The following is a 22,036-nucleotide window of genomic DNA, read 5'->3' on the forward strand; positions in this document are numbered from 1 at the left end:
AGTAGACGAAACCTGTCATGCCGCCGCCGCTTCGCGCAGCAACGCGAGGCAGCGCCGCTTGATCTCGACGAATTGCGCATCGGTCGTGGTCTCGTCGTCGCGCGGACGCGGCAACGTCACGCGCAGGTCGGCGACGATGCGCGCGGGCCGCTGCGACAGCACGAGAATGCGGTCGGCGAGGAACAGCGCTTCGTCGATATCGTGCGTGACGAACAGCACGGTCGTGGGGACCTGGGTCCACACGTCGAGTAGCAAGGCCTGCATCATGCGGCGCGTTTGCGCGTCGAGCGCGCCGAACGGCTCGTCCATCAGCAGCACGCGCGGCCGGTTGATCAGCGCGCGCGCGATTTCCACGCGCTGCTGCATGCCGCCCGACAACTGCGCCGGATAGCGTGTGCCGAATCCGCTCAGGCCGACCAGATCGAGCAGATCGCTCGCCTGGCGGCGCCGCTCGTCGGCGGCGAGGCCCTGCATCTTCAGACCGAACGCGACGTTGTCGATCACGCGCTTCCATGGAAACAGGGTGTGCTGCTGAAACACGAGGCCGCGTTCAGGGTGAGGGCGCAACACCCGTTCGCCGTCGACGGCGATCTCGCCCGCGCTGGCCTTTACATGACCGGCGAGCGCGGCCAGCAGGGTGGATTTACCGCATCCCGACGGTCCCAGCACGCAGACGAATTCGCCGGGTTCGACGCTGAAGTCGAGTTGATCGAGCGCGGTGAAACGCTGCTCGCGCAGGCCCACTTCCACGCTCAGAGTCCGCACGTCGATGCGTCCCGCCGGTTTCGATTGCAATTGCGTACTCATCGCTGCGACGCCTCCATCCGGTACCACGGTATCAACGCGAGGCCGGCGCGCCGCACCAGCAGGCTGCTGCCCATGCCCAACGCGCCGATCAGCAGCATGCCGACGACGATGTCCGCATAGTTCTGCAACGTGTACGACTCCCATGTGAAATAGCCGATCCCGTATTGGCCCGCGATCATCTCGGCGCTCACCAGGCAGAACCACGCGGTGCCCATGCCGATCGACAGGCCCGTGACGATGGCGGGCGCGGCGCCGGGCAGGATCACCTCGCTGAACAGCGCGCCGCCTCGCGTGCCGAGCGAACGCGCCGTCGCGACCAGCCGCGGATCGACGCCTTCCACGCCGTGGATCGTGTTGAGCAGGATCGGAAACAGCGCGCCGATAAAGGTGATGAACATCATGCTCATCTCCGACGAAGAAAACATCAGGATGGCGAGCGGGATCCACGCGACCGCGGGAATCGGCCGTAACACTTCGAGCGGCGGCAGCAAGGTGTCTTCGAACGCGCGATAGCGGCCGATAGCGAGCCCGAGTCCAATGCCCACGACGCTCGCCGCGACGAATCCCACCAGCACGCGCATGAGGCTCGCGAGCAGATGCATCGGCAGCTTCGGCGAGTGGAGCAGGGCCCATGCCGCCGGCACGACATCGCTCGGCGCGGGCACATTGGCGAAGGTCACGAAGCCGAACGAGACATGATATTCGGCGAGCACTTGCCAGATGCCCACACACGCCAGAACGGCGGCGATCCTGGCCAACGCGCGGATAAGGCGTGCCGGTCTCCAGATTCGCTGATCGGGAGCGCCGCGCCGGATGCTTGCGCTGTCGGTTGCTTCAAGAATGGCTGACATCCAAGACTCTCCTGAATAATGCGCGTCAGTGCACGCTGCGAGCTATCGGTCAGCGCGCCGCGACGGCCTGTGTCGCGTCGGTTTTGGCGGCGGCGAAATCCACGACATTGCCGTTCACCTGCTTCGCGTAGCTATCCGCGTTTTCTTTCAGGAGGAATCCGGCGAGATTGCCCTTGGCGTCCTTCACGTACCACGCCTGATTGGCGAAGAGTTTCAGTCCGCTCGAATGATCCTGGATGTACACGACGCGCACTTTCTTGCCGCCTTGTTCGAGCGTATTGACCACGGCGAACGCTTCTTGAGCCGATGCATAGTCGCGCACCTTGCCTTCGCCATCGACCCAGACCTGTGTCACGCCGCGCAGATCGGTGATGTGTTTGCCGGTTTGCGCGTCGTTGGCGACGAGCGGCTGCTTCGCGTAGTACTTGAGCGCCGCGTCGTAGTTCAGGCCGGATTGCTTGAACGCTTCACGGATATAGCGATCGTCGATGAAGGTGTTCACATCCAGATCGACGTCGGTCTTCTTCAGCAGCTTGAGCGTGCTGATCGCCGTGACCGTCGCCTGACGGTATTCGGGCTTCCACGTCAGATCGCGCGTTTGCAGACCGAGCGGCCCGTGAAACAGATAGTTGACTTCGGCGTCGATGCCGGTCACTTTCTGGATCAATTGACTGTACTTCTCCGGATCTTGCGCGAACAACTGGTTGGCTTCGATCACCGCGCGCAAATAGGCGACCACGACTTCCGGATAGCGCTTCGCATAGTCCGCGTCGACCAGCGTGCCGTGGAAGGTCGGCGCATGCGTCTGCGCGCCGTCGTAAATCTTGCGCGCAAAGCCGCGGAACGGGAACAGTTCGGCGAACGGCACGAAGTCGGCATGCGCATCGATCTTATGAGCCTTCAACGCGCTGCCGGCCACTTCAGGCGACTGCGTGATGATGTTCACGTCGGTGTCGGGATTCCAGCCTTGTGCCTTGACGGCCCGCAGCAGCATGCCGTGTGCCGCCGAAGCGAACGGCACGGAAATCGTCTTGCCTTTCAGGTCGACGACCGAGTGGATCGGCGAGTCGTCCGGCACGACGATGCCGTTGCCGCTGCCCTCGATGCTGCCCGAGAGCACGGTGATGAACACGCTCTTCTTACCCGCCTTCTGGAACGCCGTGCCGTTCAAGGAACCTGGAAAGTCCGCCATCGATCCGAAGTCGAGCTTGCCCGCGACCATCTCGTTGGTGATCGGCGCGCCGGACGTGAAGTCCTTCCATTGCACGTCGTATTTGACGTCCTTGTACTTGCCGTCGTGCGGCAGGTACTTGTCGAGCAGATTCAGTTCGCGGATCAGCAGGCCGCCGGTGGCGCAATTGATCGTCGTGTCCTGAGTGCCGATCGCAATGCGGATGGTCTCGGCGCGCACGGCGCTAGTGGTGAGCGCCAGCAGGCCGCTCGCGAGGAGCGTCGTGGCAAGCAGATGACGGATATTCATGAGTTAAATCCCGGTTGATAAGCAGCCGTGCTTCAAAGTGGATGGTTCGTCGCGATGGTTTCGTCATTACCGCAGCAGATACGGAATCTCGACCCTGACCGCATCGGTCGGGCAATCTTTTTCGCAAGGCATGCAGTACCAGCATTCGTCGAACTTCATATAGGCCTTGCCCTTGCTCAGATCGATCGCGAGCAGGTCGAGCGGGCAGACATCCACGCAGACAGTGCAGCCTTTGTCGGCAATGCACTTGTCCTCGTCGATCGTGACGGGCGCGGCGCTGCGTTGGAAAATGTCGTGCGGTGTCGTCGGCATGGTGGTTCCTCAGGCGTCGGCAAGCGCGGGCTCGCCGATGCGCAGGTTCTGATAGGCGTGACTGTCGTGAGCGTCGAGCGGCACCACGTAGGGTTCGACGGCCCGTTTTTCGCTGCTCATGCGACCCGTTGCGTCTTTGCGCAGATGCGTGTGGCAAAACCATTCCGCGTCGTTGCGCTGCGGATAATCGACCCGATGGTGATACAGCCCCCACCGGCTTTCCGTGCGATACAGCGAAGCATGCGCGGCCATTTCGGCGCAGTCGCGAATCGCCCGCACTTCGGCGGCGCGCATCAGTTCGTGTGGGTTGTCGGCCTTGATCCGGCCGATGTCGTCGGCGATTTCGGCAAAACGTTGCTGGCCGATTTCCATCTTTCGCGTGACTTTGGGCGGTTGCAGATAGTCGTTCACCATGCGGCGCAGTTTGTATTCGACTTGCGCCGGCGCGAGTCCTGTGTCGCGTTCAAGCGGTGCGTAGATGCGCGAGCGCTCGGCGTCGATCTGCTCATCGTCCAGCGCGGCGTGCTCGCGGCCCTCGACGTATTGCGCGGCGTTGTGGCCCGCGAACCAGCCATAGGTAAACGCGCCGAGCATGTAGTTGTGCGGCACGGCGGCCATGTCGCCGGCGGCATAGAGGCCCGCAACCGTGGTTTCCGCTCGCTCGTTCACATACACGCCGGATGCGCTATGACCGCTGCAAAAACCGATCTCGGAGATGTGCATCTCGATCATCTGCTCGCGATAGTCGGTACCGCGTCCCGCATGAAAACGTCCGCGGCTCGGCCGCTCGTTCGTATGCAGGATCTGCTCGATGGTCTGAATGGTTTCTTCCGCGAGATGGTCGAGCTTCAGAAACACCGGGCCGTTGCCGCTCTGCAGTTCCTGATAGAACTCCCACATCATCTGGCCGCTCCAGTAATCGCACTCGATGAAGCGTTCACCCTTGCCGTTCGCCGTAAACCCGCCGAGCGGTCCCGTCACGTAGGCGCAAGCCGGGCCGTTGTAGTCCTTGATCAGCGGGTTGATCTGGAAGCACTCGAGATTCGCCAGCGCGGCGCCGGCGTGATAGGCCATCGCGTAGCCGTCGCCGGCGTTGGTGGGATTCTCGTAGGTGCCCATCAGGTATCCCGACGATGGCAAGCCGAGCCGGCCCGCCGCTCCGCAGCAGAGAATCACCGCCTTTGCGCGCACCACGTAGAAATCGGCCGTACGGCAATCGAAGCCCAGCACGCCGCAGGCGCGCCCTTGCGCATCGGTCAGCACGCGAGTGACCACGATCCGATTGGTGATCGCAATGCGCGCGCGTTTGAGCTGCCGGTACAGCACTTTCTTGATGTCGTGGCCTTCCGGCATCGGCAGGACATAAGAGCCCATGTGATGCACTTTCTTGACGGCATAGTCGCCGGTGCCGTCTTTCTCGAACTTCACGCCCCAGCGGTCGAGTTCCTCGATGGTCTTGAAGCTGTGCCGCGCGTAAGCGTAGACGGCCGACTGATCGACAATGCCGTCGTTCGCGATGGTGATTTCCCGCGTGTACTGCTCGGGCGTCGCGTGACCTGGGATGATGGCGTTGTTCAGGCCATCCATGCCCATCGAAATCGCGCCGCTGCGTTTGACGTTGGCCTTTTCCAGCAGCAATACCCTGAGGTTCGGATTCTGTTCCCTGGCCTTGACGGCAGCCATTGGACCGGCCGTGCCGCCGCCCACGACGACCAGGTCGTACTCGATCACATGTGTATTCATTTCGTCTTCCTTGTGCTCTTCTTCTCTTTCTGACGATCGATGCGAAAGCGGTACTGAAACGCATCGCCGCGGAAATAGAGGTATTCGTAGTCGATCGGCGTGCCGTCCGCACTATGCGTGAGACGTTCGATTCGCAGCACCGGGCTGCCTTCCTCGACGTTCAGTGCTTCGACGATGTCTTCGTCGGCGAGAATGGCGTCGATGGAGACGTCCGCGTGGCCGAGCGGCACGGCGCAATCGTTCTCGAGAATCAGAAAGATGTCGCGCGTGACGAGGTCCGCGTTGGCGAGGCGTTTGCCCAGTGCTTCCGGCACCCATGTAATTTCTAGCGATACAGGTTCGCGATTGAGCAGGCGCACCCGATGGATCTCGGCCACTTTCGCGCCCTCGGGCAACTCAAGGCGCTGAGCGATCTGCGCGGTGGCCGGAATGAAACGGATGTGCTTGAGCTGGTTGACGATTTCATATCCCATCGACGACATCGCTTCGGCGAAGCCTTGCAGCGCGCTGACGTTCTGGAAGGCTTTCGGCTTGGAAACGAAGGTGCCCTTGCCGTGAAGCTTGAAGACAAGGCCTTCCTTCTGCAGATCGCCGAGGGCTTGTCGCACGGTGATGCGGCTGACATCGAACATCGCGCACAGATCGTTTTCGGACGGCATCTGCGAATGGGCCGCATATGTGCCGTTCAGAATGCGCGCGCGCAACTCCGTCTTGATCTGCTCGTAGAGCGGCGGAGCGGCAAGCGGCAGCACGTTGGCGGGGTCGGATTTCGTCATGGTTTTGCGGGGTTGTCTGTACTTGTTATGACAAGTTGAATCACAGTCTAGTGATGGAGTCCTGCCGGGCGAACGAAGATTTTGTGCTTTGTATTTCTTCAGGGACGCGTTTGGGACTGATGTCGGCGCGCATCCGTGCGGCACGGCGGCCGGGAGTGGGAATGACCCGCGAACCGCCTGCAAGCAGCCGCGGCGAAGCGCGATTAAACTGGCTCGACCTTGTTTGCGATGGAGAGCGGCACATGTCACGTCAGCTTCGCCTCGGCGCTTTCATGCGCCCCACGACAATTCATACCGGCGCATGGCGCTATCCCGGCGCCTATGCGGACGCCAATTTCAATTTCGGGCATCTGAAGCGTTTCGCGCAGACGCTCGAACGCGGCCGCTTCGATGCGTTCTTCATGGCCGACCATCTGGCGGTGCTCAATATGCCGCTCGATGCGCTCAAGCACAGCCACACGGTGACGTCTTTCGAACCGCTGACGCTGTTGCCCGCTCTGGCGGCGGTAACCGAAAGACTAGGGCTGGTCGCCACGGCGTCCACCACGTTCGACGCGCCTTATCACGTCGCCCGGCGTTTCGCCTCGCTCGACCACATCAGCGGCGGCCGCGCGGGGTGGAATCTCGTGACGACGTCGAACCCGGACGCCGCGCTCAATTTCGGCCTCGACGAGCATGTCGAGCATGACGAACGCTATCGGCGTGCCCGCGAGTTCTTCGATGTGGTCACCGGCCTCTGGGACAGTTGGGCCGACGACGCCTTTATCCGCGATACGGCGACCGGCACATTTTTCGATCCGCAAAAACTGCATGTATTGAACTATAAGAGCGAGAACTTCTCGGTGCGTGGGCCGTTGAATATCGCGCGTCCCATTCAGGGCTGGCCGGTCATCGTGCAGGCGGGTTCATCCGAAGCGGGGCGGCAGATCGCGGCCGAAACCGCCGAGGTGGTGTTCACCGCGCAGAGCCGGCTCGAAGACGGAAAGCGCTTCTACGCCGATGTGAAAGGCCGCATGGAAAAGCTCGGGCGTTCACGGGATCATATGAAGATACTTCCGGCTGCCTTCGTGGTGGTCGGCGATACATTGGACGAGGCACAGGAAACGCGCGCGCGGCTCGACACGTTCGTTCACTACGAGAGCGGCCTTGCTTCGTTGTCGATCGCCTTGGGGCACGACGTGTCCGGCTTGGATCCCGACGGACCGCTGCCCGACATCCCCGAGACCAATGCGAGCCGTACCTCGCGGCAAAGAGTGGTCGACCGGGCGCAGCGCGACAGGCTGACGATTCGTCAACTCGCGCAGCGGATCGGCGGTTACTCGGGACTGGAGATGGTCGGCACGGCTGCGATGATCGCGGATCAGATGGAGCAGTGGTTGGTGGAGGAGGGCTCGGACGGGTTCAATGTGATGTTCTCGCATCTTCCCGCCGGTCTCGATGACTTCGTCGATAAAGTCATTCCTGAATTGCAGAAGCGAGGACTGTTCCGGCGCGAATATGAAGGCGTGACGCTGCGCGAGAATCTCGGTTTGCCGCGGCCTGCAAACCGGTTCTTTCCTGCTTGATGTGAGGCGCTCCCATTGATGCGGTTGTTCCAGAGGCGCGATATGACATTCGCCGCTTAGCACCTGAAAATTGCTTCGTTTGTTCTGCCCGCAAGCGTTGGTAGAGTGAGTGGTTCACGCACAAGAGCAACGTCGATCGACGTCTTGCGCGGACCATCAAGAACAACAGGAAACCACCGCTATGAATTTCAGAGTGCTTGGGGCAGTGATTGCCGGAAGTCTGCTCATCATGTCCACGGCCGCGCACGCGGATCGTCTCGACGACATCAAGAAAGCGGGCGTGCTGCGTGTTGCCGCGTTCGACAGCAATCCGCCGTTCGGCTTTGTCGATCCGAAGAACAACCAGATCGTCGGGCTCGACATCGACTATGCGCGTGCGCTCGCGGCCCGGCTCGGCGTCAAGCTCGATATCCAGCCGACCAATCCGGCCAACCGCATCGCCTTCCTGAAGTCGGGCAAGGTGGATCTGGTGTTCGCCAACTTCACGATCACGGACGATCGCAAGAAAGAAGTCGATTTCAGCACCCCGTATTTTGCGTCCGGCACGCAGTTCATCGCGAAGAAGGGCACGCTCAGTTCACCGCAGCAGCTGAACGGGTTGCGGATCGGCGCGGATAAAGGCACGACCAACGAACAGCAGGTACGGGCGCAATTCCCGGGCGCCACGATCGTCGCTTACGACGACACGCCGTTCGCATTCGCCGCGCTGCGCACGGGCAACGTGCAGGCGATCACGCAAGACGGGCCGAAGCTCGTCGCGTTGCTGGCGAAAGTGCCGGACAAGGCGAACTACGAGATCCCGCCGTTCACGATCTCCAACGACTACGAAGGTGTGGGTGTGCCGAAGGGCGAGACGCGACTGCTCGATGTCGTCAACGAGACGTTGAAGGATCTCGAGGCCAAAGGCACGGCCGGCAAGATTTACGACACCTGGTTCGGCCCGACAAGCGCCGCGCCGCTGCCGCGTTTGTTCAAGATCGGCGACCCGCAAAAGAGCTGATGTACGTCGCTTTGCAAGCGCCTGAATACGGCCCGGTCATGACTCGAAACGAGCGGCCGGGCCGTCTTGCTGATAGAAGACCGCTTTTTTTCGAATGCATTTCATGAATCTCTGGCTGGAGCCCCGCTATCTCGACTGGCTCGCACACGGCTTTGTCATCACCCTGGTTCTGTCGGCGTGCGTGAGCGTATGCGCCACGTTGCTAGGCTTCGGGCTGGCGATGGCTCAAATCTCCCAACATCGCATGGTCGCTGCAACGGCGCGGCTCTACGTGCTCGTGTTTCGCAATTCGCCGCTGCTGGTGCAGTTGCTATTCTGGTACTTCGGCGCGGCGACGCTGTTGCCAGAACACTGGATGACGTGGCTGAACGCGCCGCATCTATTGAGCGCCGGGCCTATTGTCCTGCGCTGGCCGAGCTTCGAACTGTTCGCCGGCTGGCTCGGCTTGACCTGCTACAGCACCGCCTTCATCGCCGAAGAGTTTCGCGCCGGCATCCGCGGCGTGGGCATTGCGCAATACCAGGCGGGCGCCGCATTGGGCATGACGCGTTACGCCACCTTGCGTCACGTGATCCTGCCGCAAGCGGTGCGCATCGCCACGCCGCCGCTCGCGGGGCAATACATGAATATCGTGAAGAACTCATCGTTGACGATGGCGATCGGCGTGGCCGAGCTGTCGTATATGTCGCGTCAAGTCGACACGGAGAGCTTCCGGACTTTTCAGGCCTTCGGCACGGCAACGGTGCTGTATGTCGTCACCATCGCGTTGATCGAAACGGCATTGGTGATCTGGCAACGCGCAGGTGTACGTGCTGTGCAAGGGGGACACGCATGAGTGCGCTCGAATGGCTGCCGACGCTGCGCTATCTGCTGTTCGGTGCGTTCCCCAATGGGCCGCTGGGCGGCGCGGCGTTGACTGTCGTGCTGTCGGTCGTGTCGGCGTTGCTGTCCGCTGCGGTAGGGTTGGCGGGCGGCGTGGCGCTCTCGATGACGCGCGGCGCCGCGCATCTGCTCCTGCTCGGAATCGTCGCGTTTTTCAGGGCGATTCCGGTGCTGATGCTGATTTTCTGGACGTTCTTCCTGATGCCGATTCTGCTGCACGTCGACGTGCCGGGTCTGGCGGCGGTGGTGTGCGCGCTGTCGTTGATCGGTGGCGCGTATCTGTCGCATTCGGTGCATGCGGGCATTGTCTCGATTGGAGCAGGCCAGCAGAACGCGGCGCTGTCGCTCGGGCTCACGCGCTGGCAGGCGCTGCGTTATGTGGTGCTGCCGCAGGCGGTGCGCGTCATGATGCCGTCGTTCGTCAATCAGTGGGTGTCGCTCGCGAAGGACACCTCGCTCGCGTATATCGTCGGGGTGCCGGAATTTACCTTTCTCGCCAATCAGGTCAATAGCCGGCTAATGATTTACCCCGCGCAGATTTTCGTGTTCGTCGGGATCGTGTATCTGGTTTTGTGCTCCGCGTTGCAATGGGTTGCTTCTCGTGTGCTGTTGCGCGCGCCGGCCGCTCGCGCCACCGCCGCGGACACGGACGACACCGACACCGGCACGGCGTGCGGCAAAGAACATGGCGTGGCGATGCCATGACGCGATGAGTATGCGCAGCGGGCGCCGCGCGGGTTCGTTGGTGTGACCTGTGCCGATCCGCGACTTTCAGTGCTGCCCGACAGTCCCGGTCAATCCGTCCAGCAACTGCGCGCGCAGTTCCATCAACGACAGGTCGCGCCGGTCGCGCGGCCTCGCTGTGTCGATGGCGATATCGCGCACGACGCGTCCCGCGCCACTGCCATCGGGCGATGCGAGCAACAGCACGCGGTCGGATAGATAGAGCGCTTCGTCGAGGTCGTGCGTGACGAGGAGGGCTGCTGTGTTGTGTGTACGTGTGAGCGCAAGCAACAGGTCTTGCAGACGCGCGCGGGTCATCGCATCGACGGCGCTGAACGGTTCGTCCAGCAGCAACAGGTCCGGTTGGGAGAAGAGTCCGCGCACCAGTGCGACGCGCTGCGCCATGCCGCCCGAAAGCTGCTTGGGCAACGCCTCTCGCACATCGGCGAGACCGACTTCACCGAGCAGCTCGGCGACGCGCGGATCGCTGCCACGCCGCGGGCCTGCTGCGAATGCGACGTTGTCGGCGACCGAAAGCCAGGGCAGAAGACGCGGCTCCTGGAAGATCACGCCCAACCGCGCCGACGGGCCGTGCTGTGGCACGCCGTCCAGCCGTATCTCGCCGTCGAAATCCCGGTCGAGACCCGCGATCGCGCGCAACAGCGTGCTCTTTCCGCAGCCGCTTGGTCCGACAAGGCTGACGATCTCGCCGCGCCCGATTTCGAAACGCACGCGCTCGAGCACCGCACGGCCGTCGTACTGTTTGCTGACGGCGCGAACGTCGAGAAGCGGGCGAGAAAGGGAAACTGTCGACATAGGGGGGTGCTACACGACTCTTCGTGAGGGCTGACGTTCGGCAGCGAAGTCGCGCCACGACAGCGTATGCGTTTCGATCGACTTGAGGACGCTGTCGCTCAACTTGCCGAGCAAGGCGAGCAACAGGATCGCGCCGAACACAATGTCGGGGCGTCCCGTTTCGCGTCCGTCGCTAAGCAGATAGCCAAGGCCGCGAGTCGCGGCGATCAGTTCGGCGGCCACCATGAACATCCACGCAAGACTGAGTCCGGTGCGCAGACCGGTAAAGATTTGCGGCAGCGATGCGGGTAACAGAATGCGGGTGAACAGCGCCCGCTGATCGAGCCGATTGACCTCGCCGAGTTCGATCAGCTTTCGATCGACATCGCGAATCCCCGCGACGACGCTCAATTGCACGGGAAAAAACGCACCAATTGCGATCAGCGTGATTTTCGGCGCTTCGTCGATGCCCATCCACAGTAGCAGGATCGGCACCCACGCAAGCGACGGAATCGCGCGCAACGCTTGACAGGCCGGATCGAGCAGCGCATCGATGCGCCGGCTCAGTCCCATCGCCGCGCCGATCAACAGCGCGAGAGCCGAGCCGATCCCGAAGCCCGCGAACACGCGCAGGCAGCTCGCGCCGATATGCCGGCCAAGCCGCGCGCCGCCCATGTCCCACAGCGTTTGCGCAATCGAACTGGGTGCGGGCACGAGGTGCGCGGGCAAGACCGACAGACGGACCAGTCCTTCGACAAGCAGCAGAAAAACCAGCGGCAGCGCAAGTCCCGCCACGCGCCAGGCCTTCAGCGGATCGCGTCGTGGCGGCGCTTCGCGATGCCGTCGAGCGGTTGATGCGGAATCGTCGAGCGACAGTGAATCGTCGGTAGCCATGATCGTGAGGCGGGCTTACTTGCCGGCGTCGGCCGCGATGATGGGCTGCGCGGGTTTTGCATCGATCAACGCGTCGATGATCTGGTTCAGGTTCGTATCCGGTTTGACCAGTTGCTCCTGCGTGAGAATCGGCGCGGCGGCCTTGAGCGCGGCGAGCTGTTTGGCGCCCGGTTGCGGCTGGCTGAAGTCGTTGCGGCTCAACTGCAGTTTCGCCACCGGCAGCGACACCTTCGATTCCTCGGCGACGATTTTCGCGGTCTCTTCAGGATGGGCCGTGATCCATAAGCGTGCCTTTTCGTAAACCTTCAGGACGTGCGCCAGCGTATCGGGATGCGCGCTGATGAAGTCTTCGCGCGCGTCGAGCAAGCCCCACGTATTGAAGTCAATGTTGCGGTAGAGCAGGCGCGCGCCGTCGTCGATCTGCGCGGCGGCCATGTGCGGATCGAGACCGGCCCACGCATCCACCTGAGCGTTGGCGAGCGCGACACGTCCATCGGGATGTTGCAGATTCACGATCTCGACGTCGTCGCGCGACAGTCCGGCGGTGTGCAGCGCGCGCAGCGTGAATAGAAAAGGATCGGTGCCTTTGGTGGCGGCGATCTTTTTGCCCTTCAGATCAGCGAGTGTCCGGATCGGCGAATCCTTGCGGACGACGAGCGCGGTCCATTCGGGACGCGAGAAAACATAGACGGCGCGAATTGGATTGCCGTTGGCCTTGCCGAGCACGGCGGCGAGGCCGGCCGTCGAGCCGATATCGATCGCGCCGCTATTCAGGTATTCGAGCGCACGGTTGCTGCCGAGACTCAACACCCATTTCACTTGCGTGTGATCCGCTGCCAGTTCCTGTTCAAGCCAGCCGTTACGCTTGATGACCAGACTTTCCGGCGAATAGTATGCATAGTCGAGCTTCAACTCGGCTGGCGGAGCGGCGTTTGCCGTGACCGGCGCGAGGCTCGTCAGCGTGGAGGCGGCAACCGCCGCAGCGGTCAGAAGACGGCGCACTGCAGCCGGCCCCTGGGTGATCGATAGTCGTGCTGCGCCCCGAAAGAATGGCATGGCTGGTCCTTTGCGTTATTCCGTTATGACCTTTGAATGTACCCAACTCGCGGCTGCAAGCGAACGAATAAAAGCTCACAACCAAAGCACATCGCGCGCTTTGGCTGCGGTGACGCCGTGATGACAGAGCGTCGAGATGCTGCGACGCTTGCATCGGGAGAGCGGAGGAGAGCGCAATGAGCGCGGGCCGGCTCGCGGTAAAGCGGATGCCGGCCCGTGCTCATTGCGCTTAACCGCGCGGTATGCAACCGCGCGATCTCTCGCGGCAAACAGTCCTCAGAAATCGAGCCCCGGCCCACCCGCGCCCGGACCGCCGGGTTGGCCCGCTGCCGGTGCATCCTTCGGTGCCTCATGGACAGTGGCGTCGGTGGTCAGCAGCAGACCCGCGACCGATGCCGCGTTCTGCAGCGCCGTGCGCGTGACCTTGGTCGGATCGAGCACACCTGATTCCACCAGATCGCCGTATTCGCCGGTCTGCGCGTTGTAGCCGAAATTGCCCGCGCCTTCAGCGACCTTCGCGACCACCACGCTGGCTTCTTCGCCGGCATTCGTCACGATCTGGCGCAGAGGCTCTTCAAGCGCGCGCAGCACGATCTTGATGCCCGCTTCCTGATCGGCGTTCACGCCCTTGAGTCCGCTGATGGCCTGCTTCACGCGAATCAGCGCGACACCGCCGCCCGGCACGATGCCTTCCTCGACAGCGGCACGCGTCGCGTGCAGTGCGTCGTCGACACGGTCTTTCTTTTCCTTCACTTCGATCTCGGTTGCGCCGCCGACCTTGATGACCGCCACGCCGCCGGCCAGTTTCGCGACCCGTTCCTGCAGTTTTTCGCGGTCGTAGTCCGAGGTCGATTCCTCGATCTGGGCGCGGATCTGCTTCACGCGCGCTTCGATGTTCTTGCTGTCGCCGGCGCCGTCGATGACGGTGGTGTTCTCCTTGCCGACCTCGATCCGCTTGGCTTGACCCAATTCAGCGAGCGTCGCTTTTTCGAGCGACAGTCCCGTTTCTTCGGCGATCACCTGGCCGCCGGTCAGAATCGCGATGTCTTCGAGCAGCGCCTTGCGGCGATCGCCGAAGCCCGGCGCCTTGACCGCGACGGTCTTCAGAATGCCGCGAATGTTGTTCACGACGAGCGTGGCGAGCGCTTCGCCTTCCACGTCTTCCGCGATGATCAGCAGCGGACGGCCAGCTTTGGCGACCTGTTCCAGGATCGGCAGCAGGTCACGGATGTTCGACACCTTCTTGTCGTGCAGCAGCACAAACGGATTGTCGAGCACGGCCACCTGCTTGTCCTGGTCGTTGATGAAATACGGCGACAGGTAGCCACGATCGAATTGCAGACCTTCGACGACATCGAGTTCATCGTCGAGCGACTTGCCGTCTTCCACGGTGATCACGCCTTCCTTGCCGACGCGGTCGATCGCTTCGGCAATACGCTGGCCGATGGACTCCTCGCCGTTGGCCGAAATGGTCGCGACCTGGGCGATTTCCTTACTGGTCGTGGTCGGCTTGCTGATCTTCTTCAGCTCATCGATCGCGGCGATCACGGCCTTGTCGATGCCGCGCTTCAGGTCCAACGGATTGAGACCGGCCGCCACATACTTCTGGCCTTCGCGCACGATAGCTTGCGCGAGCACGGTCGCGGTGGTGGTGCCGTCGCCGGCGGCATCGCTGGTGCGCGAAGCGACTTCCTTCACGAGCTGCGCGCCGATGTTCTGCACGCGGTCCGGCAATTCAATTTCCTTGGCGACCGAGACGCCGTCCTTGGTGACGACAGGCGAGCCGAAGCTGCGTTCCAGCACGACGTTGCGGCCTTTCGGACCCAGCGTGACCTTGACCGCGTTGGCGAGAATATTGACGCCTTCGACGAGTTTCGAGCGGGCGACGTCGCTGAAAATAATTTCTTTTGCTGCCATGGTTTGACGCTCCGTTCGTTATTGAGTGACCACTGCGACGACATCTTCCTCGCGCAGCACGAGCAGCTCGTTGCCGTCGACTTTGACCGACTGTCCCGCATATTTGCCGAACAGCACGCGTTCGCCGACTTTCAGATCGGGCTCGATGCGTTTGCCGTCGCTATCGCGTTTGCCCGGACCGATGGCGATCACTTCGCCCTGATCGGGTTTTTCGGCGGCGCTTTCGGGAATCACGATGCCCGAAGCGGTTTTGGTTTCCTGGTCGAGACGCTTGACGATCAAGCGGTCATGCAAGGGGCGTAGGCTCATGGTTCGATTTCCGCGGTTGAATTCTGGCACTCGTCGGTGGTGAGTGCTGACCGGAATCGAGTATAGAAAGATGCCGCGCGACGCTCCAATAAGCGATTCATCGAAGGTTATGAGCGTTAGGCATTTGGCTCGTGCAACGCATCTAGAGACGCGGCGCCGGGTGCGGAACGAAATGCGCTGACCAGCGTACGCAGCGCGGCACGGACCTGTGGGTCTGACGTTGACGAATAGAGCACGACTTCGCGTGACGGCAAAGGCGGCAAGCCGAGGCGCGGACCCACGTCGATCGTGCCTGGCGGCGCCACGCGCAGCGCGAGCGCCGCGACCGCGAGGCCCGCTTGCGCGGCCGCGCCGATCGTCGCGATGCCGCCGCCGACGAACACCTCGACCCATGGCACGCGCGCCTCGTCCAGGGCATCGACAGCCATGGCCCGCACGCGGCACGGATAGGGTTGGGTCGCGAGCCGCAGCGGGTCGCCTGCGCGATGCGTCCAGTCGGGCGTGGCCATCCAGCCGAACGGTTCCTTCTGCAGCGTTTCGCCGTCGCGGCGGCTGTCGTCGTGACGCAGTACCAGCGCGGCGTCCAGCGCGCCGCGGTCGAAGTCGGCTTCGATCTCGCGCGAGCTCGCCACGCGCATCTCGACGAGCAGACCGGGATCGGCACTGTGCACGTGCCGCAGCAACACCGGCAATTCGCCGCCGACGATGTGATGGCTGATGCCCACTTTCAGCGTGGTGCGCTCGTGGATCATCGCGCCGAGCGCATCGTCATGTGCGCCGAGCAGACGGCGGGCGGCTTGCAGAAACACTTCGCCCTTCGGCGACAGGCGCACCCTGCGCGGCGTGCGTTCGATCAGCCGATGGCCGAGCCGGTCTTCCAGGCGCTTGAGCTTCAGACTGATTGCCGATTGCGTGCTGTTCAACGCATCCGCGGCGCGTGTGAAGCTTTGCAGATCGGCCACCAGCACGAAAGCCCGCACCGCTTCGAGGTCGAGTGTCTTCATGGCGATTCATTTGTATTTGTCATCATTGAAATACGCGGCAGCCTGTTTATGAACGGTGCCGACCGTGACACGCTAGCGCTATCCACGATAACCGGCAAGCGGACGGCGAGAGCGCCGTTCGACCTGATCGAAAGGACACGCCATGCGCGCAATCACGCAGGATCATGACGATAACGAGCCGTATCCGCCCGCTTTATCCGCTCGCGACGAAGCCGAGCTCGACCCGCACGACGCGCTGTGCGCGCATCTGACCGGCCTGTGTTCCGGCGCATTGATCATTCTGGGCACGACGGCTGTGGTATTCGCAGTGGCTCGCTGCTTGTGACGGTACAGTGCTTCGCGATGATTCATCGCAGCTATACGGAAATCCGGCGTTGAACGCCCGTTGCCGCTCGGGCAACCTGTAGGTTCACTCATCGAGGGAATGACGATCATGCTCATCAAGCAATATGAACACCGCTTGCCTGCGGACTACGCCATGTCGCAGATTCGCACGCGCGGCCAAACTCGCGGGCCGCTTTGGGACCACGCAGAGGGGCTCGCGTTCAAGGCTTTCGCGCTGCGTGAGCGCGACCAGCACGGGGCGCCGCACAACGCCTATGCGTCGATTTATCTATGGTTCGACGAAGCCGAAGCGGCCAGATTCGTGACGGGCCCGCGCTTCGAGGCGGTGATCGAATCGTTCGGCCGTCCGCCGATTCAGACGTGGTTGCCGCTTGCTGTGCATGCGGGTCATGACGCACCTGCGTTGTCGATTTACCGTGAAGAGGTGGTGGTCGGCGAGGGCGTCGATCTCGGCGAGTTGAGTGCCGCCGAAACTGAGCGCAACGCGCGGATTGCCACGCGCGAGGACGTCGTCGTGTCGCTCGCGGGTCTCGACACGTTCAACTGGAAGCTCGCGCGTTTTACGCTGAGTTCGGCGCCGTTGCGTGCGATCGAGGGTCTCGCCGGTTATGAAATCGCCTATCTGGCCGCGCCGGGGCTGGCGCGTCTGCGGGAGTCAACCGTGCGTGCTGCGCCGACCACGCTGTGAATACAGCGCATGCGTGCTTTCCATGAGCAGTACGCATGCTGCAGGAGATCGTCGAGCGAGCGGTCGAGGCTTTTGGGCGGCTCGACGTGCTGGTCAACAACGCGGCCTATCAGATGAGCTATCCGTCGTTCGAAGATATCAGCGACGAAGAATGGGACAAGACCTTCGATACCAACATCGGCGCGATGTTCAGGATTACGCGGGCTGCGGTGAAGTATATGAAGCCTGGGGCGTCGATCGTGAATACGTCGTCGATCAATGCGGATCATCCCAATCCGGGGTTGATCGCCTACGCGGCCACCAAAGGCGCGATTCAGAATTTCACTGGCGGCCTTGCTCGAGTGCCTTTTGCGCCGACTTTGCGATCACACTGCGCACCGCGTTGCGCCAGCTATTTCATCGGTCTTCCGCGGTTGACCTGCGAACCGCTGCTGTTTCCGTGAACTTCAAATCGCGGCGCACGCCCCGCCTCCTGACTGACGACGGGCGGCGAGGAGAGGGTGAGAACATCGCAGCAGGGCGCCCGCTTTCCACCAGTTGACGAGACAGCGCTTCGAGCTTTTTGCGAAGGAGTTCGCTCGCCGCTATCTGCTCCTCGAGCGCGGTTTCCCGCGACGCCAGTTCTCCTTCGACGCTCGCGCAACGTGTCATCGACGTCGCCAACTGTGTTTTCGCCGCAGTGAGGGCGTCGCGCAGTTGGTCTCGCTCTGCCTGATGTGTGGCCTGGGCCTCGGCCATCCGATCGATGGCTGCCTGCAGCTCCTGGCGCGTCTGGCGCGCAGCCGTCCGCTCGCTGTCGATCTCCAGCAGCGCCCGCTTTTCAGTCGCGGCCAGGCGCTGTTCGCTCTGATTGTGCATGACACGTAGCTTGCTCAATTCCTCGGCGAATTCCCGTCTGGCGTCCGCCAACGCCGTGGAGGCGACCGTGCTTTCATTTCTGGATTGCGCGAGTTGCTCGGTCAGCATGGTTTTGGCGGTTTCCAGTTCGACCAGGCGAGCGAGCAGTTTCGCGTTTTCAATCCGGACTTCTGCCGCGTCGCGGGATGTCTGCTCGGCGGCAGCGACCGCAGTGTCGCGCTCCGTAGTCAACCCTTGTGCATGTTCGCGTGCCTCGGCAATTTCGCGCTGGGCGTCCTGCCTGAAGACTTCCAGCGCGGCGTTTGCCGCGTCACCGGATAGCCGCCAAAGCGTCGCGGCCAATTCACCGGCGGCCGTTGCGACTTCGGCTGGCAAATCCGGTTGCCCGACGTCGACTCGCGTCTTGTCCCTGACTTCCGCCCAAAAATCCCGCAACGCTTTCGCCGGCGCGCTCATGCTGCCTTTGCGAACCAATTGGTAGAGCTTGTTCGCTGTCGGCGTTTCTCCGTAACGGAAGAACATCAGCGCGCAAACCTCACGATAGAGCTCCTGCGTGTCCGGGACGCGTTCACGCAGCGCTTCAATGTCGGCTTCAAGAGGCATGGGGATCCTTGGGGCGTTGATTTGTCCGAATATGTTAATAATACAACGTATAACGTTGACTATCCAATTTCTATCTATGCACTACACGACATTAGTACTATAATGTCGTGTATGATGTACTGGCCGCTTTTTGCATAGAACCTCTGCCTTTTGGACCTCTAAAACCGTGCCTGATGCTCAACTCGTCGCCGTGCAGCCCGTCGAATCGCTCGTCGTTCCCGAAATGCTCGACGGTCGTGACGGCACCAACCGTGGCGCAGTCGGCGGCTCACAGCTGTCGGCCACCAACGATCTGGACGCCGTCCGCGCCTGGCTGTCGAACTATGCGGACACGAAGACGACCTTCGACAACTATCGCAAGGAAGCCGAACGGCTGCTGCTTTGGGCGGTCGTGCAACTTGGCAAACCGCTGTCGTCGCTGACGCACGAGGATCTGCTGCGGTTCAAGGGGTTTCTCGTCGATCCACAGCCGGCGGCTCGCTGGGTTTCGGCCACCGGCGGCAAATTTCCCCGCGGCGACGAGCGCTGGCGTCCGTTCAATGGGCCGCTGTCGCCGGCCAGCCAGCGTCAGGCGTTGATCATCCTGAACGCGATGTTCACGTGGCTGGTCAACGCCGGTTATCTGCGGGGCAATCCCATGGCGCTGCTTCGACAGCGCGCAAAACGCTCCGCGCCTCGAGTGACGCGTTATCTATCGACGTCGCTATGGGATGAAGTGAAGGTGTTTGTCGAGCAACTGCCGCGCGAGACTGCCGATGAGCGGGCCTATTACGCCCGCAGCCGCTGGCTGACGACGCTGTTCTATCTCCAGGGCATGCGCATATCTGAAGTCGCCGGCGGGAAAATGGGGGACTTTTCCCGGCGATTAGGCGCTGACGGCAAAGATCAGTGGTGGCTTGAAACGCTCGGCAAGGGGAACAAGGAGCGCATTGTCCCCGCCTCGCCTGAACTGATTCAGGAAATGCGGCTTTATCGAACTGGACATGGTTTGGCGCCCCTGCCCACCCGGAGCGAGGAAACGCCGTTGGTCATTCCATTCAGAGGCCGGAACCGGTGTCTGTCCCGCTCTGCCATTCACGACGCGATCAAGAGCATTTTTGGCAATGCTGCCAGTTGGTTGCGCTCCAAAGGCGCCGAGTTCTCCGATCGGGCGGATGAACTGGAAAGAGCCTCGGCGCACTGGCTTCGACATACCGCGGGTTCGCATCAAGCAGACGGCGGTGTGGATCTGCGCACGATCCGTGACAACCTGGGCCACGTGTCACTCAACACGACCAGTCTTTACCTCCATACCGAGGACGATGCGCGCCATCGCGAGACGGTCGATCGTCACCGCATGAACTGGGACGAGTCCAAACCCGAGGGGAAGTGAATCCGGCCGGCCCTGGCCGCCCTACAGCGAGCACCAGAGCCGTCCCACATCACTTGCGCTTAAGCTGCGAGAGATCCCGTACCGCGCCACGGTCGGCCGAGGTCGCCAGCGCGGCGTACGCCTGCAACGCTTGCGACACCACGCGTTCACGATTCACCGGCATCCACGCCTTGTCGCCGCGTGCCTCCATGGCTTCGCGACGGCGAGCCAATTCCTCGTCCGACACCACCAGGTGCATCTTGCGCGTGGGAATGTCGATCTCGATCACATCGCCCTCTTCCACCAGGCCGATCGTGCCGCCTTCGGCGGCTTCCGGCGACGCATGCCCGATCACCAGCCCCGACGAACCACCCGAGAAACGGCCGTCGGTAAACAGCGCGCAGGTCTTACCCAAGCCCTTGGACTTCAGATACGACGTGGGGTAAAGCATTTCCTGCATGCCGGGGCCGCCCTTGGGACCTTCGTAACGGATCACGACCACGTCGCCCGCCACGACCTTGTCGCCGAGAATGGCTTCGACGGCGTCGTCCTGGCTCTCGAAGACGCGCGCACGTCCGGAGAAGATCCACTGCGATTCGTCGACACCCGCGGTCTTGACGATGCAGCCTTTGTCCGCGAGGTTGCCGTAAAGCACGGCGAGACCGCCGTCTTTCGAATACGCGTTCTGCTTGCTGCGGATGCAGCCGGTCTTGCGGTCGGTATCCAGCGACGCGAACGTGGCTTCCTGGCTGAACGCAACGGTGGTCGGAATGCCGCCCGGCGCCGCGCGGAAGAATTTCTGCGCTTCTTCGCCCGCGTCGCCGGCAACGTCCCACTTGGCGATGGCGTTGCCCAGCGTGCCGCTGTGCACGTTGCCGCACGACAGGTCGAGCAGCTCCGCGCGGGCCAGTTCGCCGAGAATGCCGAGGATGCCGCCGGCACGATGCACGTCTTCGATATGGTATTTGTCGGTGGCGGGCGCCGCCTTGCACAGGCACGGCACCTTGCGCGAGATGCGATCGATGTCGGACATCGTGAAATCGACGCCGGCTTCCTGCGCCGCGGCCAGCAGGTGCAGCACGGTATTGGTCGAACCGCCCATGGCCACGTCGAGCGCCATGGCGTTCTCGAATGCCTGCTTGCTCGCGATGCTGCGCGGCAGGACCGACACGTCTTCTTCCTGGTAGTAGCGGCGGCACAGGTCCACCACCAGGCGGCCAGCCTGTTCGAACAGGCCCTTGCGCCAGGCATGCGTGGCGACGATCGTGCCGTTGCCTGGCAACGCGAGGCCGATCGCCTCGGTCAGGCAGTTCATCGAATTCGCGGTGAACATGCCGGAGCACGAGCCGCACGTCGGGCAGGCGCTGCGCTCGACTTCGGCCACTTCGGCGTCGCTGATCTTCGGGTCGGCCGCCTTGATCATCGCGTCGATCAGGTCGATCTTGGCGATCACCTGGCCGTCCGTCGGCGATTTGACCTTGCCCGCTTCCATCGGACCGCCGGAGACGAACACGACGGGGATGTTCAGGCGCATGGCGGCCATCAGCATGCCCGGGGTGATCTTGTCGCAATTGGAGATGCAGACCATGGCGTCGGCGCAGTGCGCGTTGACCATGTACTCCACCGAATCGGCGATCAGTTCGCGCGACGGCAGCGAATACAGCATGCCGCCGTGACCCATGGCGATGCCGTCGTCCACGGCGATGGTGTTGAATTCCTTGGCGACGCCGCCGGCCGCTTCGATTTCCTTCGCGACGAGTGCACCGAGGTCGCGCAGATGCACATGGCCCGGCACGAACTGCGTGAACGAGTTCACCACCGCAATAATGGGCTTGCCGAAATCACCGTCCTTCATTCCGGTGGCGCGCCACAAGGCGCGCGCGCCGGCCATGTTGCGGCCATGGGTCGAAGTTTTCGATCGATAGTCAGGCATCTGTATCCTCAGGTATTGGGGTCGTCGACATTAGAATTTTGCCCAGGCCGGCTGATGCGTCATTGCGGACGGCGACCGGCGCGGCGCTTGCCACCGATGGCTCGCAATGGCGCGCGCGTGCGCGTGCGGCTGGGAAGGTACGAA

Annotated in this window: 21 protein-coding genes and 1 pseudogene; 8 read left to right on the top strand and 14 right to left on the bottom strand. The window is 62.4% G+C overall.

The genetic code is table 11. The features are described from left to right. Positions 1-15: 15 nt before the first annotated feature. The 6 genes from PQR42_RS15700 to PQR42_RS15725 form a co-directional block, all read right to left on the bottom strand. Entirely contained in the window at positions 16-807 is a 792-nt protein-coding gene (locus tag PQR42_RS15700; RefSeq protein ID WP_408386707.1) for an ABC transporter ATP-binding protein, read from the bottom strand. Then, positions 804-1,658 carry an ABC transporter permease gene (locus tag PQR42_RS15705; RefSeq protein WP_408386705.1) on the bottom strand — a complete coding sequence of 285 codons (855 nt, stop codon included), beginning with the start codon at positions 1,656-1,658 and terminating at the stop codon, positions 804-806. Before PQR42_RS15705 ends, PQR42_RS15700 begins: the two co-directional genes overlap by 4 nt. Before the next feature lie 49 nt (positions 1,659-1,707). Next, positions 1,708-3,138: an ABC transporter substrate-binding protein gene (locus PQR42_RS15710; RefSeq protein ID WP_408386703.1), complete on the bottom strand. Its 1,431-nt coding sequence runs from the start codon at positions 3,136-3,138 to the stop codon at positions 1,708-1,710. A 66-nt stretch (positions 3,139-3,204) separates the two neighbouring features. After that, positions 3,205-3,450, bottom strand: a complete 246-nt coding sequence (locus PQR42_RS15715) for a 4Fe-4S dicluster domain-containing protein (protein ID WP_134463961.1) — start codon at positions 3,448-3,450, stop codon at positions 3,205-3,207. 9 nt (positions 3,451-3,459) lie between these two features. After that, entirely contained in the window at positions 3,460-5,193 is a 1,734-nt protein-coding gene (locus PQR42_RS15720; protein ID WP_408205591.1) for a fumarate reductase/succinate dehydrogenase flavoprotein subunit, read from the bottom strand. Next, a complete protein-coding gene (locus tag PQR42_RS15725) occupies positions 5,190-5,969 on the bottom strand; it encodes a GntR family transcriptional regulator (RefSeq protein WP_408386700.1) in 780 nt (259 codons plus the stop codon). Before PQR42_RS15725 ends, PQR42_RS15720 begins: the two co-directional genes overlap by 4 nt. Before the next feature lie 242 nt (positions 5,970-6,211). On the opposite strand from PQR42_RS15725, the gene PQR42_RS15730 reads away from it, so the two are divergent. From PQR42_RS15730 to PQR42_RS15745, 4 genes are all read left to right on the top strand, one after another. Then, the gene (locus PQR42_RS15730) at positions 6,212-7,534 is read left to right on the top strand and encodes an LLM class flavin-dependent oxidoreductase (protein WP_408386698.1); all 1,323 of its coding nucleotides are present in this window, start codon (positions 6,212-6,214) and stop codon (positions 7,532-7,534) included. A 181-nt stretch (positions 7,535-7,715) separates the two neighbouring features. Then, on the top strand, positions 7,716-8,534 hold the full coding sequence (locus PQR42_RS15735; RefSeq protein WP_408386697.1) for an ABC transporter substrate-binding protein: 819 nt from the start codon (positions 7,716-7,718) through the stop codon (positions 8,532-8,534). A gap of 94 nt (positions 8,535-8,628) precedes the next feature. Next, positions 8,629-9,369 carry an amino acid ABC transporter permease gene (locus tag PQR42_RS15740; RefSeq protein WP_408386695.1) on the top strand — a complete coding sequence of 247 codons (741 nt, stop codon included), beginning with the start codon at positions 8,629-8,631 and terminating at the stop codon, positions 9,367-9,369. After that, positions 9,366-10,121: an amino acid ABC transporter permease gene (locus PQR42_RS15745; RefSeq protein WP_408386693.1), complete on the top strand. Its 756-nt coding sequence runs from the start codon at positions 9,366-9,368 to the stop codon at positions 10,119-10,121. Before PQR42_RS15740 ends, PQR42_RS15745 begins: the two co-directional genes overlap by 4 nt. Before the next feature lie 66 nt (positions 10,122-10,187). Here the strand turns inward: PQR42_RS15745 and PQR42_RS15750 are convergent, their stop codons facing one another. From PQR42_RS15750 to PQR42_RS15775, 6 genes are all read right to left on the bottom strand, one after another. Further along, positions 10,188-10,955 carry an ABC transporter ATP-binding protein gene (locus tag PQR42_RS15750; protein ID WP_408386691.1) on the bottom strand — a complete coding sequence of 256 codons (768 nt, stop codon included), beginning with the start codon at positions 10,953-10,955 and terminating at the stop codon, positions 10,188-10,190. 9 nt (positions 10,956-10,964) lie between these two features. Beyond that, positions 10,965-11,831, bottom strand: coding sequence for an ABC transporter permease (locus tag PQR42_RS15755; protein WP_408493678.1), 867 nt, complete (start codon positions 11,829-11,831; stop codon positions 10,965-10,967). Between the two features lie 12 nt (positions 11,832-11,843). After that, a complete protein-coding gene (locus PQR42_RS15760; protein WP_408386689.1) occupies positions 11,844-12,884 on the bottom strand; it encodes an aliphatic sulfonate ABC transporter substrate-binding protein in 1,041 nt (346 codons plus the stop codon). A 276-nt stretch (positions 12,885-13,160) separates the two neighbouring features. Beyond that, positions 13,161-14,801: a chaperonin GroEL gene (groL, locus tag PQR42_RS15765; protein WP_408205582.1), complete on the bottom strand. Its 1,641-nt coding sequence runs from the start codon at positions 14,799-14,801 to the stop codon at positions 13,161-13,163. An 18-nt stretch (positions 14,802-14,819) separates the two neighbouring features. Then, positions 14,820-15,110, bottom strand: coding sequence for a co-chaperone GroES (locus tag PQR42_RS15770; protein WP_007177123.1), 291 nt, complete (start codon positions 15,108-15,110; stop codon positions 14,820-14,822). A 116-nt stretch (positions 15,111-15,226) separates the two neighbouring features. Continuing rightward, positions 15,227-16,114, bottom strand: a complete 888-nt coding sequence (locus PQR42_RS15775) for a LysR family transcriptional regulator (RefSeq protein WP_408386686.1) — start codon at positions 16,112-16,114, stop codon at positions 15,227-15,229. A 142-nt stretch (positions 16,115-16,256) separates the two neighbouring features. On the opposite strand from PQR42_RS15775, the gene PQR42_RS15780 reads away from it, so the two are divergent. The 3 genes and pseudogenes from PQR42_RS15780 to PQR42_RS15790 all read left to right on the top strand — a co-directional run. After that, the gene (locus PQR42_RS15780) at positions 16,257-16,439 is read left to right on the top strand and encodes a hypothetical protein (protein WP_408205581.1); all 183 of its coding nucleotides are present in this window, start codon (positions 16,257-16,259) and stop codon (positions 16,437-16,439) included. Between the two features lie 108 nt (positions 16,440-16,547). Continuing rightward, positions 16,548-17,147 (top strand): DUF4865 family protein, encoded by a 600-nt coding sequence (locus PQR42_RS15785; protein WP_408386684.1) that lies wholly within the window; start codon positions 16,548-16,550, stop codon positions 17,145-17,147. 47 nt (positions 17,148-17,194) lie between these two features. Continuing rightward, a pseudogene (locus PQR42_RS15790) lies at positions 17,195-17,521 on the top strand (SDR family NAD(P)-dependent oxidoreductase); the annotation flags it as partial. A gap of 22 nt (positions 17,522-17,543) precedes the next feature. On the opposite strand, the gene PQR42_RS15795 reads toward PQR42_RS15790, so the two are convergent. Then, positions 17,544-18,608, bottom strand: coding sequence for a DNA-binding protein (locus tag PQR42_RS15795; RefSeq protein WP_408386682.1), 1,065 nt, complete (start codon positions 18,606-18,608; stop codon positions 17,544-17,546). A gap of 223 nt (positions 18,609-18,831) precedes the next feature. Between PQR42_RS15795 and PQR42_RS15800 the strand changes: the two genes are divergently transcribed. Then, positions 18,832-19,980: a tyrosine-type recombinase/integrase gene (locus PQR42_RS15800; protein WP_408386803.1), complete on the top strand. Its 1,149-nt coding sequence runs from the start codon at positions 18,832-18,834 to the stop codon at positions 19,978-19,980. Between the two features lie 49 nt (positions 19,981-20,029). On the opposite strand, the gene ilvD is transcribed toward PQR42_RS15800, so the two are convergent. Continuing rightward, the gene (ilvD, locus tag PQR42_RS15805) at positions 20,030-21,892 is read right to left on the bottom strand and encodes a dihydroxy-acid dehydratase (RefSeq protein WP_408205577.1); all 1,863 of its coding nucleotides are present in this window, start codon (positions 21,890-21,892) and stop codon (positions 20,030-20,032) included. Between the last annotated feature and the right edge of the window lie 144 nt (positions 21,893-22,036).

Source organism: Paraburkholderia sediminicola (assembly GCF_046027355.1).
Lineage (GTDB): Bacteria > Pseudomonadota > Gammaproteobacteria > Burkholderiales > Burkholderiaceae > Paraburkholderia > Paraburkholderia sediminicola_B.

Excerpts from the sequence above, each read along its gene's own strand:
- groL (WP_408205582.1), bottom strand. The coding sequence starts at position 14,801 with ATGGCAGCAAAAGAAATTATTTTCAGCGACGTCGCCCGCTCGAAACTC.
- PQR42_RS15760 (WP_408386689.1), bottom strand. The coding sequence starts at position 12,884 with ATGCCATTCTTTCGGGGCGCAGCACGACTATCGATCACCCAGGGGCCG.
- PQR42_RS15745 (WP_408386693.1), top strand. The coding sequence starts at position 9,366 with ATGAGTGCGCTCGAATGGCTGCCGACGCTGCGCTATCTGCTGTTCGGT.
- PQR42_RS15750 (WP_408386691.1), bottom strand. The coding sequence starts at position 10,955 with ATGTCGACAGTTTCCCTTTCTCGCCCGCTTCTCGACGTTCGCGCCGTC.
- PQR42_RS15735 (WP_408386697.1), top strand. The coding sequence starts at position 7,716 with ATGAATTTCAGAGTGCTTGGGGCAGTGATTGCCGGAAGTCTGCTCATC.
- PQR42_RS15720 (WP_408205591.1), bottom strand. The coding sequence starts at position 5,193 with ATGAATACACATGTGATCGAGTACGACCTGGTCGTCGTGGGCGGCGGC.
- PQR42_RS15770 (WP_007177123.1), bottom strand. The coding sequence starts at position 15,110 with ATGAGCCTACGCCCCTTGCATGACCGCTTGATCGTCAAGCGTCTCGAC.
- PQR42_RS15715 (WP_134463961.1), bottom strand. The coding sequence starts at position 3,450 with ATGCCGACGACACCGCACGACATTTTCCAACGCAGCGCCGCGCCCGTC.
- PQR42_RS15705 (WP_408386705.1), bottom strand. The coding sequence starts at position 1,658 with ATGTCAGCCATTCTTGAAGCAACCGACAGCGCAAGCATCCGGCGCGGC.
- PQR42_RS15800 (WP_408386803.1), top strand. The coding sequence starts at position 18,832 with ATGCTCGACGGTCGTGACGGCACCAACCGTGGCGCAGTCGGCGGCTCA.
- ilvD (WP_408205577.1), bottom strand. The coding sequence starts at position 21,892 with ATGCCTGACTATCGATCGAAAACTTCGACCCATGGCCGCAACATGGCC.
- PQR42_RS15725 (WP_408386700.1), bottom strand. The coding sequence starts at position 5,969 with ATGACGAAATCCGACCCCGCCAACGTGCTGCCGCTTGCCGCTCCGCCG.
- PQR42_RS15780 (WP_408205581.1), top strand. The coding sequence starts at position 16,257 with ATGCGCGCAATCACGCAGGATCATGACGATAACGAGCCGTATCCGCCC.
- PQR42_RS15775 (WP_408386686.1), bottom strand. The coding sequence starts at position 16,114 with ATGAAGACACTCGACCTCGAAGCGGTGCGGGCTTTCGTGCTGGTGGCC.
- PQR42_RS15730 (WP_408386698.1), top strand. The coding sequence starts at position 6,212 with ATGTCACGTCAGCTTCGCCTCGGCGCTTTCATGCGCCCCACGACAATT.
- PQR42_RS15740 (WP_408386695.1), top strand. The coding sequence starts at position 8,629 with ATGCATTTCATGAATCTCTGGCTGGAGCCCCGCTATCTCGACTGGCTC.
- PQR42_RS15795 (WP_408386682.1), bottom strand. The coding sequence starts at position 18,608 with ATGCCTCTTGAAGCCGACATTGAAGCGCTGCGTGAACGCGTCCCGGAC.
- PQR42_RS15710 (WP_408386703.1), bottom strand. The coding sequence starts at position 3,138 with ATGAATATCCGTCATCTGCTTGCCACGACGCTCCTCGCGAGCGGCCTG.
- PQR42_RS15785 (WP_408386684.1), top strand. The coding sequence starts at position 16,548 with ATGCTCATCAAGCAATATGAACACCGCTTGCCTGCGGACTACGCCATG.
- PQR42_RS15700 (WP_408386707.1), bottom strand. The coding sequence starts at position 807 with ATGAGTACGCAATTGCAATCGAAACCGGCGGGACGCATCGACGTGCGG.